The 17,724-nt window shown below is 63.7% G+C and carries 12 protein-coding genes; 9 read left to right on the top strand and 3 right to left on the bottom strand.

Going from position 1 to position 17,724, the window contains the following annotated elements; translation table 11 throughout:
* The first annotated feature begins 57 nt into the window (after positions 1-57).
* Both NKJ58_RS03260 and NKJ58_RS03255 read left to right on the top strand, forming a co-directional pair.
* Entirely contained in the window at positions 58-873 is an 816-nt protein-coding gene (locus NKJ58_RS03260) for a UDP-2,3-diacylglucosamine diphosphatase (RefSeq protein WP_023715971.1), read from the top strand.
* Positions 874-977: 104 nt separating this feature from the next.
* A complete protein-coding gene (locus tag NKJ58_RS03255) occupies positions 978-2,192 on the top strand; it encodes an MFS transporter (RefSeq protein ID WP_023715970.1) in 1,215 nt (404 codons plus the stop codon).
* Here NKJ58_RS03255 and dgcA read toward each other — a convergent pair.
* The gene (dgcA, locus tag NKJ58_RS03250) at positions 2,163-3,146 is read right to left on the bottom strand and encodes an N-acetyl-D-Glu racemase DgcA (protein ID WP_023694173.1); all 984 of its coding nucleotides are present in this window, start codon (positions 3,144-3,146) and stop codon (positions 2,163-2,165) included. The two genes, NKJ58_RS03255 and dgcA, sit on opposite strands and share 30 nt — an antisense overlap.
* 77 nt (positions 3,147-3,223) lie before the next feature.
* Here dgcA and NKJ58_RS03245 point away from each other — a divergent pair, with 77 nt between their 5' ends.
* Genes NKJ58_RS03245 through NKJ58_RS03230 form a run of 4 tightly spaced genes read left to right on the top strand, consistent with a single transcriptional unit; the run spans position 3,224 to position 7,298 of the window.
* Complete coding sequence (locus tag NKJ58_RS03245; RefSeq protein ID WP_352518824.1) at positions 3,224-4,411, top strand: MlaE family ABC transporter permease; 1,188 nt, start codon at positions 3,224-3,226, stop codon at positions 4,409-4,411.
* Between the two features lies 1 nt (position 4,412).
* The gene (locus NKJ58_RS03240; RefSeq protein WP_023694175.1) at positions 4,413-5,231 is read left to right on the top strand and encodes an ABC transporter ATP-binding protein; all 819 of its coding nucleotides are present in this window, start codon (positions 4,413-4,415) and stop codon (positions 5,229-5,231) included.
* A 14-nt stretch (positions 5,232-5,245) separates the two neighbouring features.
* Positions 5,246-6,619: an MlaD family protein gene (locus NKJ58_RS03235; protein WP_023715969.1), complete on the top strand. Its 1,374-nt coding sequence runs from the start codon at positions 5,246-5,248 to the stop codon at positions 6,617-6,619.
* Positions 6,620-6,656: 37 nt separating this feature from the next.
* Positions 6,657-7,298, top strand: coding sequence for an ABC-type transport auxiliary lipoprotein family protein (locus tag NKJ58_RS03230; RefSeq protein WP_502897145.1), 642 nt, complete (start codon positions 6,657-6,659; stop codon positions 7,296-7,298).
* A 312-nt stretch (positions 7,299-7,610) separates the two neighbouring features.
* Here NKJ58_RS03230 and NKJ58_RS03225 read toward each other — a convergent pair whose 3' ends face one another.
* Positions 7,611-13,820 (bottom strand): apolipoprotein A-IV repeat region-like domain-containing protein, encoded by a 6,210-nt coding sequence (locus tag NKJ58_RS03225; protein WP_352852772.1) that lies wholly within the window; start codon positions 13,818-13,820, stop codon positions 7,611-7,613.
* Positions 13,821-14,133: 313 nt separating this feature from the next.
* Between NKJ58_RS03225 and NKJ58_RS03220 the strand changes: the two genes are divergently transcribed.
* The 3 genes from NKJ58_RS03220 (at position 14,134) to NKJ58_RS03210 (ending at position 16,086) form a co-directional block, all read left to right on the top strand.
* Positions 14,134-14,472, top strand: coding sequence for an Hpt domain-containing protein (locus tag NKJ58_RS03220; RefSeq protein WP_023706163.1), 339 nt, complete (start codon positions 14,134-14,136; stop codon positions 14,470-14,472).
* Positions 14,473-14,629: 157 nt separating this feature from the next.
* The gene (locus NKJ58_RS03215) at positions 14,630-14,950 is read left to right on the top strand and encodes a 2Fe-2S iron-sulfur cluster-binding protein (RefSeq protein WP_023707481.1); all 321 of its coding nucleotides are present in this window, start codon (positions 14,630-14,632) and stop codon (positions 14,948-14,950) included.
* Between the two features lie 104 nt (positions 14,951-15,054).
* Complete coding sequence (locus tag NKJ58_RS03210; protein ID WP_023673506.1) at positions 15,055-16,086, top strand: NAD(P)/FAD-dependent oxidoreductase; 1,032 nt, start codon at positions 15,055-15,057, stop codon at positions 16,084-16,086.
* A 20-nt stretch (positions 16,087-16,106) separates the two neighbouring features.
* On the opposite strand, the gene NKJ58_RS03205 is transcribed toward NKJ58_RS03210, so the two are convergent.
* A complete protein-coding gene (locus NKJ58_RS03205; RefSeq protein WP_352518822.1) occupies positions 16,107-17,591 on the bottom strand; it encodes an MDR family MFS transporter in 1,485 nt (494 codons plus the stop codon).
* Positions 17,592-17,724: the final 133 nt, after the last annotated feature.

Below are 17,724 nucleotides of genomic sequence, written 5' to 3'. Positions count from 1 at the left end.
ATACGGTTGTTGCATGAATCGGGGCATAGCCTGCGCGAAAGCAACGGTGACGATCTGATGTCCGGTACAGAAACCCGCACTTTCCGCAGCATGTTCATATCCGACCTGCATCTCGGATCGAAGGCGGCCAAGGCCGAGTTCCTGATCGATTTCCTGCGGTATCACGACGCCGATATCATCTACCTCGTCGGTGACATCGTCGACGGCTGGCGTCTGCGGCGCAGCTGGCATTGGCCGCAGAGCCACAATGACGTCGTCCAGAAACTGCTTCGCAAGGCGCGCAAGGGCACCTCGATCACCTATATCGCCGGCAATCACGACGAATTCGCGCGCCAGTTCCAAGGCGTGCATTTCGGCGGCATCGTCGTTGCCGACCGCGCCATCCACGAAACCGCCGATGGCAGGCGCCTGCTGGTCATCCACGGCGACCAGTTCGACACCGTCGTCCACAATGCACGCTGGCTGGCCTATCTCGGCGACTACGCCTATGACGCGGCGATGCTGGTCAACCGCGCGGTGACGAGGCTGCGCCACCTGCTTGGGCTTCCCTACTGGTCGTTCTCGTCCTGGGCCAAGGTCAAGGTCAAGAAGGCGGTCAACTTCATCGGCTCGTTCCAGACCGTGCTGACTGAGGAGGCCCGCCGCTCGCATGTCGACGGCGTCATCTGCGGCCACATCCATCACGCCGCGATCGAGACTTATGAGGATGTGCAGTACATCAACACCGGCGACTGGGTGGAGAGCTGCACGGCGGTGGTCGAACATTTCGACGGCAAGATGGAGATCATCCACTGGGCGCTGGTGCTGCCCGAAGCACCGGACGAGCCGTTCATCCCGCTGCTCATCGAAGACAGGGTCGTCGAAGCGGCATAACCCTCCTGTTAATCGACTGGTCCAGGCAGTTTCGGACCGCTTTCGCGCATGTTAAGGGATCGATCTGCGTTGCAGCCCTTTGTGCAGCGTAATTGGATCGATTCATGTCGCTGCCGCCGCTCTCGCCCGAACAACTCGTCAAGCCGCGCCATTTCGAACTGCGCATGAGTCTGATCTTCGCGACATTGTTCGTGTCGCTGGGAACGCATGTGCCTTATTTCCCGCTGTGGCTGCATGCCCAGGGTTTCCACGCCGAGCAGATCGCCATCATCCTGGCGGCGCCGATGTTCCTGCGCGTGGTGACAACACCCCTGCTGACCGCGCTGGCCGACCGGGCGAAGGACAGGGCGGATGTCTATATTGCGCTGGTGGCCGCGACGATGGTGCTTTCCGCCGGCTATTTCCTCACTCCCACCTATGCGGCGGTGCTTGCCGTATCGCTGGCGCTGACGGTGGTGTGGACGCCGCATTCGCCGATCGCCGATTCGCTCGCGCTGTCGGGCGTGCGCCGCTTCGGCTCGAACTACACCGCGATGCGCAAATGGGGCTCGATCTCCTATCTCTGCGCCAACGTCGCAGGCGGCTTTATCCTGGCCTGGACGAGCCCGCAGGCCGTGCCGGTTATCATCTTTGCGGCATTGTCTGCCGCGCTCGTCGCCGGATTGCTGGCGCCGCGGCTTGGCCGCCCGCGCCGGGCTTCGCCGCTATCTGCCGCCGACATCCAGCATCAGGCGCCGAGCCTTCTCAATCCGTATTTCCTGTATTTCACCCTCGGCGTCGGCATCATCACCGCCAGCCATGCCTTCCTCTACGGCTTTGTCTCAATCTACTGGAAATCGGTCGGCATCAGCGATTCCGTCGTTGGCCTGCTGTGGGCCTGGGGCGTGGTGGCCGAGGTCTGCATGTTCGTGTTTTTCAACCGTATTTTTGCCTCCGTCTCAGTCGTCAAGGTGATGCTGATCGCCGGCGTCGGCTCCATCGTGCGCTGGATCGCCTTTCCGTTGATCTGGCCACTCGGGCTTGGCGTTGCCGGTTTCTTCGGCGTCCAGACCCTGCATTCGGTGTCGGTGGCGATGGTGTTGATCGGCCTGCAGAAGATGATCGGCGAAACGGTTTCGGAAGAACGCACGGGTGCGGCGCAAGGCATTGCCTATTTCTTCAACGGCTTCTTCATGGCGGCGGTGACGCTGGCGTCCGGCCCGCTTTATGAGCGCTACGGCGTCGACGGCTTCCTGGCGATGATCCCGATCGCCATCATCGGCCTGGCGCTGATCGGGCTCGCCGCGCGTTCAGCCCCACAGCATCCTGTCAGGCGGTAACACCAGCGACCCCTGGTACACGAGGCCGGGCTGGCGGTCGCGGGCAAGCAGCAGCGGACCGTCGAGGTCGACGAAGTCGGCGCCTTGCGCCAAAAGCACTGCCGGCGCCATCGCCAGCGACGTGCCGACCATGCAGCCGACCATCACGCCGAATCCCAGCTCCCGGGCGCGGTCGCGAAGGGTAAGGGCGGCGGTCAGGCCGCCGGATTTGTCGAGCTTGATGTTGACGGCGTCATAGAGGCCGACAAGCGCTTCGAGGTCCTTCGCCTCGTGGAGGCTTTCGTCTGCGCAGATCGGCACCGGATGAGCGATGTGGCGCAGGATGGCATCATGGCCAGCGGGAAGCGGCTGTTCGATCAGGGCTATGCCATGTTCGGCGGCGAAAGCGAGATTCTCGATGATGTTGGCATCGGTCCAGCCTTCATTGGCGTCGAGGATGATGCGGCTGTCGGGCGCCGCTTCGGTCACGGCGCGGATGCGGGCCAAGTCGTTGTCGCCGCCGATCTTGACCTTGAGCAGCGGCCGTCCGGCATTGGCGCGGGCTTGCGCCGCCATCGCCTCCGGCTCGCCCAGCGACAGCGTGTAGGCCGTCACCAGCGCCGACAAGGGCACAGCGTGGATGGCGTCTGCGACCGCAACGCCGCTGATCTTCGCCTCCAGGTCCCACAAGGCGCAATCGATGGCGTTGCGGGCAGCACCCGCCGGCATCGCATCGAGCAGGTCCTTGCGGCTGATGCCGCCTTCTATCTGCCGGCGCATGGCCTCGGTGGCGTCGCGCACCCCCTCCATGGTCTCGCCATAGCGCTTGTAGGGGACGCATTCGCCCCATCCGCGATTGTCCCCATCGCTGATCGTGCAGGTAATGACTTCGGCTTCGGTCTTCGACCCGCGCGAGATGGTGAAGGTGCCGGCAATGGGAAAACGCTCGGCCTCAACCGAAATGACACGCGCCATAATTTTCTGCTCCGGCTATGCGACAACGCGTCGTCGGCAAATCGACAGGTACGACCCGTCAGGCTAAACAGGACGCCATGTTGACCATCGGCAAACGCGACGCAAGCGGCAACGCCGCCAAGGAGGCCGACCACCAGCCCCGCGTTGCGGTCGGCGAGGAGGGCGCCGTCCTCGGCTGCGCTTTCTCCGGCATCTGGACGACGACGACAGTGGCGCTGATCGACGCCGAGATGCGCAAGATCGAGCAGCGCAAAGGCTATCAGACGCTCGCTTTGGATCTTTCCCACATCGAGAAGATGGACACCGCCGGCGCCTGGCTGATCGATCGCCTGGTCAGTGTCTTCGAAAAGAAGGGTATCGAGATCAAGATGCAGGGGCAAAGCGATGTCGCCTCGATCCTGCTCGGCGCCGTTGGCGAAGCTGTCCGGCGCGAGCCCGAATCGCGCGGCGTCCGGCGCCCCAACATCATCCTCCGCGGGCTGGAGGCGGTCGGCCGCCGCATCTATGAGATGCGCGACGATTTCCTCGCCTCGATGAACATCCTCGGCGCCACCATCGGCGGCGCCCAGATGAAGCTCGGGCGCGGCCATGCCATCAATCCGGCGGCGATCTTCAACCAGATCGATCGCATGGGGGTCGGCGCCATCCCCGTGGTGGTGCTGATGTCGGCGATCGTCGGCGCCATCGTCGCCCAGCAGGGCGCCTACCAGCTCAATTATTTCGGCGCCAACATTTTCGTTGTCGATCTGGTCGGCGTGCTGATCCTGCGCGAACTCGGCGTGCTGATGACCGCCATCATGATCGCCGGCCGCTCCGGCAGCGCCATCACCGCCGAGATCGGCTCGATGAAGATGCGCGAGGAGGTCGACGCGCTGAAGGTCATCGGCCTCAACCCGATCGGCGTGCTGGTGTTTCCGCGCCTGGTGGCGCTGGTGATCGCGCTGCCCTGTCTCACCATCGTCGCCAATTTTGCCGCTCTTGGCGGCGGCATCCTAGCCGCCTGGCTTTATTCCGGTATTGCGCCGACGGCCTTCATCGACCGGCTGCGCGGCGCGATCGATATCAGCACCATCTTCGCCGGGCTGATCAAGGCGCCGTTCATGGCCATGATCATCGGCACCATTGCTTCCGTTGAAGGCATGAAGGTCGGCGGCAGCGCCGAATCGCTGGGTCTGCACGTCACCGCCTCGGTGGTGAAGTCGATCTTCGTCGTCATCATCCTCGATGGCCTTTTCGCCATCTTCTACGCATCGATCGAGTTCTGACATGATGCGCAGAAACTCAAAGGCGACCAAGGCTATGCAGGGAACGGGCGAAAGCGATATCGTGCTGTCGGTGCGCGACATCACCGTTGCCCTGGACGACAAGCTGATCCTCGACAAACTGGCGCTCGACATCAAGCGCGGCGAAATCCTCGGTTTCGTCGGCGCCTCGGGCGCCGGCAAATCGGTGCTGCTGCGCACGATTCTCGGCCTGCTGCACAAGCAGTCCGGCACGATCAAGCTGTTTGGTCTCGACCTCGAAAAGGCCAGCGACATCGAGCGGTTGCGCATCGACATGCGCCTTGGCGTGCTTTTCCAGCACGGCGCCCTGTTTTCGGCGTTGACCGTGCAGGAAAACGTGCAGGTGCCGATGCGCGAATATCTCGATCTGCCGAAGAAACTGATGGACGAGCTGGCCTTGCTCAAGATCGAACTGGTCGGCCTGCCGCCGGACGCCGCGCAAAAATTTCCCTCGGAGCTTTCGGGCGGCATGATCAAGCGCGCCGCCCTGGCGCGGGCGCTGGCGCTCGACCCCGACATCGTCTTCCTCGACGAGCCGACGTCCGGCCTCGACCCGATCAGCGCGTCCGAATTCGACGAATTGGTGGTGAAGTTGCGCGATACGATGGATCTGACGGTCTATATGGTGACGCACGATCTCGACACGCTGTTTACCGCTTGCGACCGCGTGGCGGTGCTCGGCAACAAGAAAATCCTGGTCGAAGGCACGATCGACGACATGCTGAAAAGCGAAGAACCGTGGGTCAAATCCTATTTCCGCGGAAAACGCGCTCGGCAACTTGATCTTGCCGCGCGCGCATAGACATAAGTGGGGCAATGGAAACCAGAGCCAACTACGTAATTGTCGGCATTTTCACCCTGGCTGCGATCCTGGCGGCGTTCGGGTTCGTCTATTGGACCGCCCAGATCGGTGATCGCGGCGAGACGGCGGAGCTGCGCGTGCGCATTCAGGGTTCGGCCTCCGGCCTCGGCCCCGGCAGTCTGGTGCTGTTCAACGGCGTCAAGGTCGGGGTGGTCAAGCGCGTCTATTTCGACCGCAATGACCCCAATGCCGCCATTGCTACGACCGAGATCGACCAGACAACGCCGCTCACCAAATCGACGCAGGCCGATATCGGCATCGCCAGCCTTGCCGGCCAGGTCAACATCGAATTGAAGGGCGCCGATCCCAAGGAACCGAACCTGCTGGAAGAGGCGGCAAAGGAAGGCAGGACGGCCGAGATCATCGCCAATCCGTCAGCGGTCACCAACCTGCTGCAGACGGCGCAGAACATCTTCACCCGCGCCGACAAGGTGCTTTCCGACCTAGAAGGGTTCACCAGGGATGTGCGCGGGCCGCTGACCCAGACCGTCAAGAACGCCCAGACATTTTCCGATGCGCTGGCCAGGAATGCCGACGGCATCGACAAGTTCCTGACCGCCGTCAGCGCGCTGTCGGACGAGTTGAAGGGTGTTTCCGGCAAGCTCGACGGCACACTGAAGGCTGCCGAAGGCCTGCTCAATGCCGTCGACAAGGACAAGATCAAGAGCATCGTCGCCAATGTGGACGCCGTCACCGCCAATCTGAAGGAGACCAGCGGACAGCTCGACGGCGTGATCAAGAACGTCGATACCGCGGTCGGCTCGGTCAACGATTTCGCCAAGCGCACGCAAGGCACGCTGGCAAAGGTCGACAATGTGCTCGACGGCATCGATCCGGCGCAGGTGCGCGTGGCGCTCGCCAACATTCAGAAGGCCAGCGAAAACGCCAACAAGGCCGCCGCCGACATCGCCAAGGTGACCGACAAGTTCGCCGACCGGGCCGACGACATCGACGAGACGATCAAGGACGCCAAACAGCTTGCGTCGCGCCTCAACGATGCCTCGGTGCGCGTCGACGGCATCCTGAAAAGGGTCGATACGCTGCTCGGTTCGGGCCAGGCCGACGGCGTCATGGCCGATGCCAGGGACACGCTGAAGTCGTTCAAGCAGGTCGCCGACACGCTGAACGCCCGGCTTGGCACGATCACCGACAATATTGCGCGCTTCTCGGGCCAGGGCCTGTCGAATGTCGAGGCGCTGGTCCAGGACAGCCGGCGTTCGATCAGCCGCATCGAAGAGGCGGTGACCGATCTCAGCCGCAACCCGCAGCGCATCCTGTCGGGCGGCGACGGCGAGGTCCGGCAGTTCGATGGCAGGGCACGGCGTTGACTTCCGTGCCCGCCCGCAGCAATTACATGGACCGCGGATGCGGATTCATCATACGATCCGGGGACAGTGGGGATCACGCGTGACGTTCGGGTTGGGTGGGTATAGATCGGCAGTCGTTTTGCTTGGCTTGACGCTGGCTGGTTGCGCGGCATTGGGAGGCAAGCCGGCGCCGCTCGATACGTTCGAGCTGTCCGCCCCGTCGATCGACGCCCATGGCCACAGCCGCCGCCAGATCCTGATCGCCCAGCCCTCCGCGCTCAAGGCGCTGGACAGCCAGAACATCGTCATCAAGCCGTCAGATCGCTCGATCCAGTATCTCAAGGGCGCGCAATGGGCCGACCGGCTGCCGCTGATCGTGCAGGCGAGGCTCGCCGAAACCTTCCAGCGCTCCGGAAGCTTTGCCGGCGTCGGCAAGCCGGGCGAGGGGCTGGCGATCGACTACCAGGTGATCGTCGAGATCCGCTCCTTCGAAGTCCGCGTCAATGGTGGCGAGCATGCCGAGGTCAATCTCTTCGTGCGCATCCTGAACGACCGCAACGGCGAGGTGCGCGCCTCGAAGAGCTTCACCGCATCCGCTCCCGTCTCGGGCAGCGGCAATCCGGCCTATGTCAGCGCGCTCGACAGCGCCTTCGGCGAGGCGGCGAAGGATATTGTGGGCTGGACGGATTCGGTGATCTGAGCCGGTCGAGGCTTCGAACGATCGTTCGTCGCGTTAAACCAGCACTCGACCAAATATCGCAGGTTCGCGCTGCCCCTCATTGCGCTGCCGGGCATTTCTCCCCGTATAGTGAGAAAGAACGCCATCGCCAATGATTTCGCCAATTGTCACCGTCGCAGTATGGGCGGCGAGGCTGATGCCATCTCCCTTCACCCCGTCGCTATACGGGAGAAGGTGCCGGCAGGCGGATGAGGGACAGCGCAGACCGACGATTTTGCACAAAGAAAAAGGCGGGAACTTCCCGCCTTTTCTGTGTCTGTGGTGTCGCCTCAATCAGTGCAAACGGCCGCTCGCATGGGCCAGCATGGTGTAGACCTTGCCGGTGTCCGACGTCAGGTAGGTCTGCGCCATGATGTTGTCGCGGTCGTTGCGCGAGACGTCCTTGAGCAGCTTCTCGAAATCGTCGCAGTAGCGGTCGACGGCGGCGCGGAACTCCGCCTCGGCCTGATATTTGCGGCGGATTTCGTCAAAGGTCTGCTGGCCCTTGAGCGTGTAGAGGCGGCGCGTGAACACGTCACGCTCGCCGCGCCGGTAGCGGTTCCACAGCTCGATCGAGGCGTCGTGGTCGATCGCCCGGGCAATATCGACCGAGAGCGAGTTGAGCGACTCCATGACATGCAGCGGCGAGCGCTGGGCGGGAGTTGCGCGCGGTGCTTCCGCGGGCGCAGCCGGCCTGGCGACTTCCTCCTCGCGCGATGCTCCGGTCAGGAGATCGCGCACCCAGCCGCCTTGCGGCGTGCGGGCGTTGGCGTCGCGCTGGCGCGGTGCTTCGGCGGGGCGTTCGATATCGAGCGTGCCACGCAGGCCGCCGAGCGGCGCCTGCGGAGCAGGGCGTTCCGGCTGTGGCGCCGGCGGCGGGCGGCGTACCGGCTCGGCCGGGCGCTGCACTGGCGCCTGCGGCGCCGGGCGCAGGGCGCGCGGTTCGGCATTGTCGCCGCCGCGTCCCGATTTCGCAACGATGTCCGAAAGTTCCTTGAGCGCGTTGATCTGCTCGGCAACGGCACGGCGGATCGCCGAGGTCGATTCCTTGGCCTCTTCCGGCATTTCGATGACGCCCTTCTTGAGCTCGGCGCGGGTGAGGTCGAGCTCGCTCTTGATCGAGCTTGCGGTGCGCCGCATCTCCTCGGTCGCATCGGCGAACCGGCTGGTTGCCGAATCGACCACTTCCGTTATGGCGATGCGGATCTTGTCGGCTGATGCCAGCGTCTTGCCTTCGGCATTCTGCATCGTCTGGCCGACAAGGTTTTCGAACGAACGCATCACCTTCTCGAGGTCTTCCGACTTCTTGACCAGGCCGACGGCGAGATCTTCGAGCGACGATTGCCGCTCAAGAGTGTGCTCCAGATTGCTCTGCGCCGAGCTCAACAGATCCGAAGCCGAGGACAGCAAGCGGCTGTGCTCGTCGAACTTGGTGGCGATCGAGGCCACTTCGCGCAGGGTCGACGACGACAGTTCGGTAAGCCGCGTCGTGTTCGAATCGACCAGGCGTGCCGAGCTGGCGAAGGTCTGCGCCGCCTTTTCGGTGGTTGCCGCGAAGCTTTGCGTGCTGCCGCTCAGACGTTCGTCAACCTGGCCGAGGTTGATCGCCGCCTGTTCGATCAGCTCACCAAGCTGCGAGCTGGAGACGCTCATGCGGCCGATGAGGTCGGCGACGCTATCGGCGAGCGACGAGCGCGCGCCTTCGACGGCCGACAGCGTTTCGGCGGTGCGGCTGGCGAGCGCGTTGACGAGGGCGGCATTTTCGCTGCGCAGCTTCTCGGTCGCGCGTTCGGTGACCTCTTCCATGCTCTTTTGCAGTTCCGAGCCGCCCTGGGCGAAGCGCTCCACCAGCGGCCGCGCGGTTTCGTCGAGGATCTTCGCCATCTCGGCCGAACGCGCCGCCAGCATCGTATTGAGCTCGCGGGTATTGGTGCCGATGGTCTTGGCAGCGTCGTTGGTGCTTTGGCCGATGTGCTGGCCGACCGCGGTAAAAGTCTCCGCAATCGTGTTGGCGCGCGAGATCAGCTGAGCTTCTGCGCTGGAAACCTGCTCGTTGAGCTTCTGGCCCATCGTCTCCGTCGTATAAAGAAGGCGGTTCTCGACGCTGGCGACCTGTTCCTCGACGCGCGAAGCTGCGGACGCAACGCTCGCGGCCAGCCGCTCGTCGGCGCCGGCAAGAGCCTGCTCCATCTCGCGGGCGTGGACGGCAAGTTCCTGGCCGGTCTGGCGTGCGCGTTCGGCAACACGCTGCTCGGTGCTGGCGAAGGCACCGACGATGTTGTCGGCATGCTCGCCGATCGTCGACGTGGAGTCGGCGATGCGCGACACCAGGCGGTGATCGGCCTCGTCGAAGATGCGGCTGATCTCGGTGGCGCGTGCCGACAGCGCGTCCGAACCCTCGGCAATGCGCGAGATCAGTTGCTGGTCGGCGGCGTCGAAGATGCGGCCAAGGTCCGAGGCGCGGGCGGCCAGCGCTTCGGCGGATTCGCCGATGCGCATGCTCAGCCGCTGGTCGGCACCCTCGAAGTTACGCAGGATGTCGCCGGCGCGGTCGGCCAGCGACTGCGCCGTCTCGACCGCGCGGGCGACCAGCTTCTGGTCGGCGGCGTCGAACGTGCCGGCGATCTCGCCGGCGCGGGCAGCCAGCCGTCCGGCCGTTTCTTCGGCGCGGGCGAGCAGCGAGTTCGACGTCTCGTCATGCCGGGCAAGCAGCACGCTCGTCGTGTCTTCGGCGCGAGCAAGCAAGGCATTCGTCGTATCCTCGGCGCGAGCAAGCAGGGCGCTCGATGTGTCCTCGGCACGGGCGTGCAGACGGCGATCCGCGTCCTCGAAGGTCCGGGCGATGTCCTCGGCCCGGGCCAAAAGGGCGGCCGAGGTCTGCTCGGCACGCTCGGCGATCTTGCGGTCGGCATCACTGAAGGCAGCACCGGCCTTTTCGTGCAGCGCGCTGGTGACTTCCATCACCTTCTCACGGAGCGCGCCGGCAACGAAGACGGCGCTCTTTTCAAGCACGCTGCGGACATTGTCGACACCCACCGACAACGCGCGCTCCATGGTTCCGGCGCGCTCTTCGATGATGCCGGTCTGCTTGCTGAAGGCCTGCTCGATTTTCTCGACATCGGCAGCGATTGCCGCCGAGATATCGGTGCTTCTGCCGGCAATCTGGTCGATATGGCCCGACAGAGAGCGGTCGACGTCCTTGCGTATGTCGGCGAGCTTTGCCAGATCGTCTTCCAGCGCCTGGGTCAACATGTTGCGGCCTTCGGCCAGCTTGCCGACATGGCCGGCGATGATGTCGTCAACCTCACCGCGGCTTGCCGACAGCTTCTGCAGGTCGGCTTCCAGCGCACGTTTCAGGATGTCTCGGCCCTCGGCCAGCTTCTCGACCTGGCCTGCGACCAGTCCGTCGATGCTCGACCGGCTCTCGGCCAGCTTGGCGAGGTCGTCCTCGAGAGCCTTCGACAGCGTCGCGCGATCCCGGACGAGCTTGTCGCTGTGGCCCTCGATCAGGCTGTTGACATTTTCCAAATCCGCTTCCAGCACCCGTGCGAACTCGCCACGGTTTTCGCTCAGCTTCTGCGACTGGTCGGCAATGGCGCTCCTGATCGCATTGAGATCGGCTTCGAGCGCCCGTGTGAGGATGTCTCGGCCCTCGGCGAGCTTCTCGACCTGTCCGGCGACCAGCCCATCGATGCTGGAGCGGCTCTCCGCCAGCTTGGAGATGTCGTCTTCCAGTGCTTTTGAGAGGGCCGAACGGTCCTGGACGAGCCTGTTTTGATGATCGGCCATGATGCCGCTGACATTGTGCAGATCGTCCTGAAGCGCCTGGGATAGCGTCGAACGATCCTGGACAAGCCGGCTCGAGTGGTCGGTGATCAGGCTGTTCACATTCTGAAGGTCATCCTTAAGCGCCTGGGATAGCGTCGAACGATCCTGAACAAGCCGGTTCGAGTGGTCGGCGATCAGGCTGTTCACATTCTGCAGATCGGCCTCCAGTGCCTTGGAAAGCTGACCGCGCTCTTCCGCCACCTTGTCGGAATGACCCGCGATGGCGCCCTTGATGGTGTTGAGGTCGGCTTCGAGCGCGCGCTTGAGGATATCGCGGCCCTCGGCCAGCTTCTCGACCTGGCCGGCGACCAGCCCGTCGATGCTCGACCGGCTCTCGGCGAGCTTGGCGAGGTCGGCCTCGAGCGTCTGTGACAACAGGCCACGATCGTCGGCAAGCCGGCTCGAATGGTCGGAGAGCAGGCCTCTGATGCCGGACAGGTCGTTCTCCAGCGCCTTGCTGAGTTCGGTGCGATCCTCGGCCAGTTTCGCAGAGTGGTTCTCGATCACGCCCTTGATGCCGATAATGTCGTTTTCGAGCGCCTTGGTCAGGATGGCGCGGCCTTCGGCGATCTTTTCAACCTGGCCGGCGACCAGCCCGTCAATCGAGGCGCGGCTGTCGGCGAGCTTGCCGAGATCGGCTTCCAGGGCGCGCGACAGAATGTTGCGGCCTTCGGCCAGCTTACCGACATGCCCGGCGACCATTTCGTCAATGATCGTACGGGCTTGCACAAGTTTTCCGGAGTCTTCATGCAAAGCCTGGTTGAGCCGGTTGCGGCCTTCTTCAAGCCGCTCGAGATGGCTGCCCAGCGACGCGTCGATGGCGGCGCGCGACTCGTTGACCTTGCGCAGATCCTCTTCCAGGGCGCGCGAGATCAGGTTGCGGCCTTCGGCCAGCTTCTGCACCTGGTTCGTTACGGCCGCATCGATGCCGGCGCGGCCCTCGGCGAACTTCGCCAGGTCCGCCTGCATGGCAGCCGCCATGCGTTCGCGGCTTTCGGACAGCTTGCGACTGTGGTTTTCGACGGCGTCCTCGATGCCGACACGGGCATCGGCAAGACGCTGGATGTCGGTGTCGAATGAGCGCGACACGACATGGCGGGCGGCTTCCATCCGGCCGGCGAAATCGCTGGCGCGGGCTTCGAGCATCGACGAGGTCGACGAGACGATGTCGGCCATGTCGGCGCCGATCTGGGTCTTGCCCTGATCGATCATGGCCGACAAATGATCCTTGCTCTCGGCAAAGGTGTGGGCGATCTCGCGGGCGCGCTCGACCAGCGTTTCGTTGATCTGGCGGGCGCGCGCCTCGAGCGCGGCGTTGAGCTTCTGCGTGCCGGTATCGAGTGCTTCGGCGCGGGTCTGGAATTCGCTGATCAGCGCCTGGCCGCGCTCGGCCAGCGTCCGCTCGATGCCGTTCAGGCTGGACTCGAATTCCGAGCTCAGGGTGCGGGCGGCGCCGCCGAGCAGCGACACCATACCGGTGGTGCGGTCGTCGAGCAGGTCGGTCAGCGACCGGGTCAGGCCGTCTGTGGTGTCCGTCAGCTTGGCGATGCGGGTGTCGAGCAGCGAAGCAAAGGCTTCGCCCGATGTCGACAGCCTGTCGGTGATCGAATCCAGCCGGGTTTCGACGGAATCGAAGATCGACATCGAGCTTTCATTGATGCGGTCGATCAGCGTGTCGCCGGAATTCGTGATCGTCATCGACAGCTTGGTCGACGCGTTGAGGATAGAGTCGCGAATAATGTCGGAGGCGGCGCCGATCTCGTCCTTCAGCGTTTCATGCGCGCCGGTGATCGAGGCGCGCACGCGCTCGGCATGAGTGACGACGGCTTCGCGCTCGCTGCCCAGCCCGTCGACCAGCGACCGGATGCGCGATTCATTCTCCGAATAGGAGCGTTCGATCTGGTTGACCTCGCTGTGGACCAGCGTTTCGAGTTCGACGGCGCGCGCCAGCGTGCGCTCGATGCCTTCGCCCATCGCCGCCACTTCACGGCGAACGGCCTGGCCGATCATCATCACGCGATCCTGGGCGAGGTTTTCCGGCTCCGCCAGACGGAAAGCCACTTCCGTCATCGACTGCGCGGCAATGCGCATTTCCTGCGCGCGGCGGATCATCGCCGCGAAGGCCCAAAACAGGACGACCGGTATGATTGCCGCGATCGCCAGGCCGATCAGTTCAGGGCGGGCCAGGATTTGATCGAATGTACGAATTTTCCAGATGCTGGGGCCAAACAGCAAATTGGCAAGGCCGCCGGCGCCGGCGATCCAGGCCAGCGACACGAACGCCACGACCCAATAGATCGTGCTAGACGCGCGCCGGTTGAGGCTGTGCAGCAGCGTCTTGTAATCTTTTTGGCGGTCATCGTTTGCCGGCTTGAAGCCGGCTGGCTGAGCGCTGTTGCGCGATTCGACCGGGCGCAGCTCGGCGGGCTTGGCTGCCGGCTTCGCACTCTGGTTTTGTTGGACGGGCGCGTTTTGAGCGGGGGCGGGCTTCTGGGGGCGGCCTTCGCGCGCCAGTTCGTCCGCGGCCTGCGATATCTGCGCTTCCAGATCTTCCATCGACGCCGCGATATCGAGATCGCCGCTGCCGTCTCCGCTGAGATCGAGGTCTAGTGCCTTTTCGAGTTCCCTGGCTACGTCGCTGTCGAGAGTTCTGGTCGTCGTTGGTTTCTTCGCCATGCCTTCGCTACCCTGTACTAGCTGCCGAGGGACTTCTTATTTTTGCCTGATTCTGGCTCGTCTTATCCCACGCAGGAGGCTAAAAATGGACCTTCGTATCGTAATGACACACAGGGGTAAAGAAAACATGCATTCCGCGAGATACGTAAAACTTTAAATATAAGGTTAACGACAACGTGATCTAACCGCCTCAGCGGCAACAATTTTCCAGCCCATTCATTAACGCGTTGGCGACGGAAATCGCTTAGTTTTTTCGGCGATCGGCACAAGGAGTTTCAAATTGGTACGCGGTGAAAGCGGCATTGCCTTCTCAATGCCGGGCGGCGATGCGTCGGGACCGGCCCGTTCGCGCCCAGTGGATCTGGCCCACCTGGCCCGTCAGACAATGGGCGATCGCGCCCTCGAACAGGAGGTATTGGCACTGTTCGTACAGCAGGCGCTTTCCGTCCGGGACAGAATAGTCGATGCCGACGTCAGGGAGCGACTGCTTCTGGCGCATGGGCTGAAAGGTTCGGCGCGCGGGGTCGGCGCCTTTGCCATCGCCGACTGCGCCACCTCGATCGAACAGCAGCCGGAAGATGCGCGCATCCTCAAGCGCCTCGGCGCCCTGATCGAGGAAGTGCGCGATTTCATCGCCGCCATCAGCCGGTAATGGCTGCCGCTCGGCAGCGGCCACCGGGATGAATCGACGGGGCCAGGGCGTGCTTTGGCCAGCTTTCCGAAAAAACGTCACAAAGCGGCGCTTTCGCGCGGCAGTTGACTTGTCCGGCGGAGTGATTATCTCGGCTGGGACTCCCTTCAGGTGACAAATGACCAAGCTGACCTTCATTGCCCATGACGGCACTCCTTTCGATGTCGAGGCCGAAAACGGCTCGACCGTCATGGAGAATGCGATCCGCAACGCGGTGCCGGGCATCGAGGCAGAATGCGGCGGCGCCTGCGCCTGCGCGACCTGCCATGTCTATGTCGACGAAGCCTGGACGGCCGAGGTCGGCGAGCCGGAGGCGATGGAAGAGGACATGCTGGACTTTGCCTATGACGTCCAGCCGAACTCGCGCCTGTCCTGCCAGATCAAGGTGCGCGACGCGCTTGACGGCCTCGTCGTGCGCGTGCCGGCTCGCCAGGGTTGATCTCCCGTACCATCTGATTTTTCCCGCCGCCGCTTGGCAGCGGGCCAATGCTCATGCAGTCTCGCGCCAGTTTCGCCCCAGTCTGACAATGAGGCTCGCCTGGCATGACCGATGTAATCAAGACGGACGCACTCATCGTCGGGGCGGGGCCGGTCGGCCTGTTCGCGGTGTTCGAACTCGGCCTCTTCGACATGAAGTGCCATCTGATCGATATCCTCGACCGGCCCGGCGGCCAATGCGCCGAACTCTATCCGGAAAAGCCGATCTACGACATTCCAGGCTGGCCCTCGATCTCGGCGCAAGGGCTGGTCGACAGACTGCTGGAGCAGATTCACCCGTTCAAGCCGGATTTTACCTTCAACCGCATGGTCTCCAGCTTGGAAAAGCTGGACGACGGCTCATTTCGGGTCACCACCGACGAGAACGAGGTGTTCGAAGCCAAGGTGGTGGTGATCGCCGCCGGTGGCGGCTCGTTCCAGCCCAAACGGCCGCCCATTCCCGGCATCGAGGCCTATGAGGGCAGGAGCGTCTTCTATTCGGTGCGCCGTATGGAGGAATTCCGCGGCCACGACCTCGTCATCGTCGGCGGCGGCGATTCCGCACTCGACTGGACGCTGAACCTGCAGCCGGTGGCAAAAAGCGTGACACTGGTCCACCGGCGCGCGGAATTCAGGGCGGCGCCCGACAGCGTCAACAAGATGTATGCCATGCAGGAGATGAAGCAGCTGGAGTTCCGGGTCGGCCAGGTGAGCGGCCTGACCGGCGCCGACGGCGAGCTGGCCTCTGCTACCATCAAGGGCGGGCCTGACGGCGACATCGAGGTGCCGTGCACGCGCATGCTGCCGTTCTTCGGCCTGACCATGAAGCTCGGCCCGATCGCCGAATGGGGGCTCAACCTTCATGAGAACCTCATTCCGGTCGATACCGAGAAATTCCAGACTTCGGTGCCAGGCATCTTTGCCGTCGGCGACATCAACTGGTACCCAGGCAAGCTGAAGCTGATCCTGTCGGGTTTTCACGAGGTGGCGCTGATGGCGCAGGCCGCCAAGCGCATCATCAGCCCCGGTGAGCGCATCGTCTTCCAGTACACGACGTCGTCGACCAGCCTGCAGAAGAAGCTCGGCGTCGTGGAGTAGGTCCTACAGGGCTTTCCGGATCACTCCACCAGAACGACTGGCGCCTCGGCGTCGTCGCGGCCGCGCAGTGACTTCTCCGGCATCAGCGCCAGCGTCATCAGCGCCAGCACGAGCGTGACGGCCGCGGCAAGGAAGATCATCATGAAGGGCGTCGCCGAGACGATCTGTCCGGCAGCCGGCGCGCCTTCGCCGGCAAGCGGCAGGCCATAGCCGAGCGCGACGGCGCCGAGCATGGCGACGCCGAGCGCGCTGCCCAGCGAACGCAGGAAGGTCAGCACGCCGGTGGCAACGCCGAGATGCGCGCGGTCGACGGCGTTCTGCACCGATACGGTGGCGACCGGGAAAGTGGTGCCGCTTCCAAGGCCGATGCAGATGGTCAAGAGCTCGACCACCAGCAGCGAGGCGCGGCCGGCGACCAGGCTGAGCACGCCAAGGCAGACAATGGCGAAGAGAACGCCGACCATGGCTATACGCTTGTAGTGGAAGAAGCGCGGTATCGTGCGGCCGCTGAAGGTCGCGCCGGCGACCGTTCCGAGCAGCAGGCCGAGCATGGCAAGGCCCGACTGGCTGACCGACAGGCCGATGATCGACTGCAGATAGACCGGCAGATACACCGACAGGCCGATATTGGCGGCCTGCAGCAGGAACATCGACGCCGTGCCGGCAAGCACGATCGGATTGCTCAGCACTTCAAGCGAGATCAGCGGCTCGGCCGCACGCATCAGCCGCAAAGCGAACGCAGCCCAGAAGACCGCCGAACAGGCGAGCAGGCCGACGATCTCGCGCGAAGCCCATGGATAGGCGCTGCCGCCCCAGTTGAGGGCCAAAAGCAGCAATGCCGTCGCCACCACCAGAAGCAGCGCGCCCGGCGCGTCGATGCGATGCCGCTTTGCGGCGACCGGCAGTTTGCGCAGCGGCTTGTTGATGATGGCCATGGCCAAGATGCCAAGCGGGATGTTGATCCAGAAGATCAGCGACCAATGGAGATGTTCGGCAAATCCGCCGCCGAGCAAAGGCCCGGCGATGCTGGCGACAGCCCAGGTGCCCGAAATCCAGGCGGCATAGCGCGCGCGTTCGCGCGGCGGCACCAGGTCGCCGATGACGATCTGCGCCAGGGCGAACAGGCCGCCGCCGCCCGCACCCTGGATCGCCCGGCCGATGACCAGCACGAACATGTTGGGGGCCATGGCGCTGACCAGCGATCCCAGAAGGAAGATCAGGATCGCCGCATAGACGGTCGGCCGGCGGCCATAGACGTCGGAAATCTTGCCGTAGAGCGGCGCCATGGCCGTCGCCGTCAGGAGATAGCCGGTCACGATCCACGGCAGGTAGTCGGCATGGCCGAGCGAACGCCCGATGGTCGGCATGGCCGGCGCGACGATTGTCTGGTCGAGCGCCGCCAACAGCATCGACAAAAGGATGCCGGCGATGATGACGTTCTTCTCGCTTTCCGTCAGCGGTGCGGCGGGAGGCAGCCTAGCCGGCTTGTCGACAGCCTGGTCCATATCATTTCATCCATAAAGTTTGAGAGCGATTGCGCGGCGCCAAATGGCCGCTCCGCTACGCGCCGCCTCAATTGGTCTTGATCTGGTGTTTCGAAGCTCGCGCCTTGCCAGCCTGACATATCTTGCGAGCCTG

The sequence above is a fragment of the Mesorhizobium sp. M0139 genome (assembly GCF_040322455.1).
Lineage (GTDB): Bacteria > Pseudomonadota > Alphaproteobacteria > Rhizobiales > Rhizobiaceae > Mesorhizobium.
The sequence above is the reverse complement of the archived record's forward strand: the minus strand, read 5'-3'. Positions and strand labels throughout refer to the sequence as shown.

Excerpts from the sequence above, each read along its gene's own strand:
- dgcA (WP_023694173.1), bottom strand. The coding sequence starts at position 3,146 with ATGGCGCGTGTCATTTCGGTTGAGGCCGAGCGTTTTCCCATTGCCGGC.
- NKJ58_RS03245 (WP_352518824.1), top strand. The coding sequence starts at position 3,224 with ATGTTGACCATCGGCAAACGCGACGCAAGCGGCAACGCCGCCAAGGAG.
- NKJ58_RS03235 (WP_023715969.1), top strand. The coding sequence starts at position 5,246 with ATGGAAACCAGAGCCAACTACGTAATTGTCGGCATTTTCACCCTGGCT.
- NKJ58_RS03230 (WP_502897145.1), top strand. The coding sequence starts at position 6,657 with ATGCGGATTCATCATACGATCCGGGGACAGTGGGGATCACGCGTGACG.
- NKJ58_RS03255 (WP_023715970.1), top strand. The coding sequence starts at position 978 with ATGTCGCTGCCGCCGCTCTCGCCCGAACAACTCGTCAAGCCGCGCCAT.
- NKJ58_RS03225 (WP_352852772.1), bottom strand. The coding sequence starts at position 13,820 with ATGGCGAAGAAACCAACGACGACCAGAACTCTCGACAGCGACGTAGCC.
- NKJ58_RS03205 (WP_352518822.1), bottom strand. The coding sequence starts at position 17,591 with ATGGACCAGGCTGTCGACAAGCCGGCTAGGCTGCCTCCCGCCGCACCG.
- NKJ58_RS03240 (WP_023694175.1), top strand. The coding sequence starts at position 4,413 with ATGATGCGCAGAAACTCAAAGGCGACCAAGGCTATGCAGGGAACGGGC.
- NKJ58_RS03210 (WP_023673506.1), top strand. The coding sequence starts at position 15,055 with ATGACCGATGTAATCAAGACGGACGCACTCATCGTCGGGGCGGGGCCG.
- NKJ58_RS03215 (WP_023707481.1), top strand. The coding sequence starts at position 14,630 with ATGACCAAGCTGACCTTCATTGCCCATGACGGCACTCCTTTCGATGTC.
- NKJ58_RS03260 (WP_023715971.1), top strand. The coding sequence starts at position 58 with ATGTCCGGTACAGAAACCCGCACTTTCCGCAGCATGTTCATATCCGAC.
- NKJ58_RS03220 (WP_023706163.1), top strand. The coding sequence starts at position 14,134 with ATGCCGGGCGGCGATGCGTCGGGACCGGCCCGTTCGCGCCCAGTGGAT.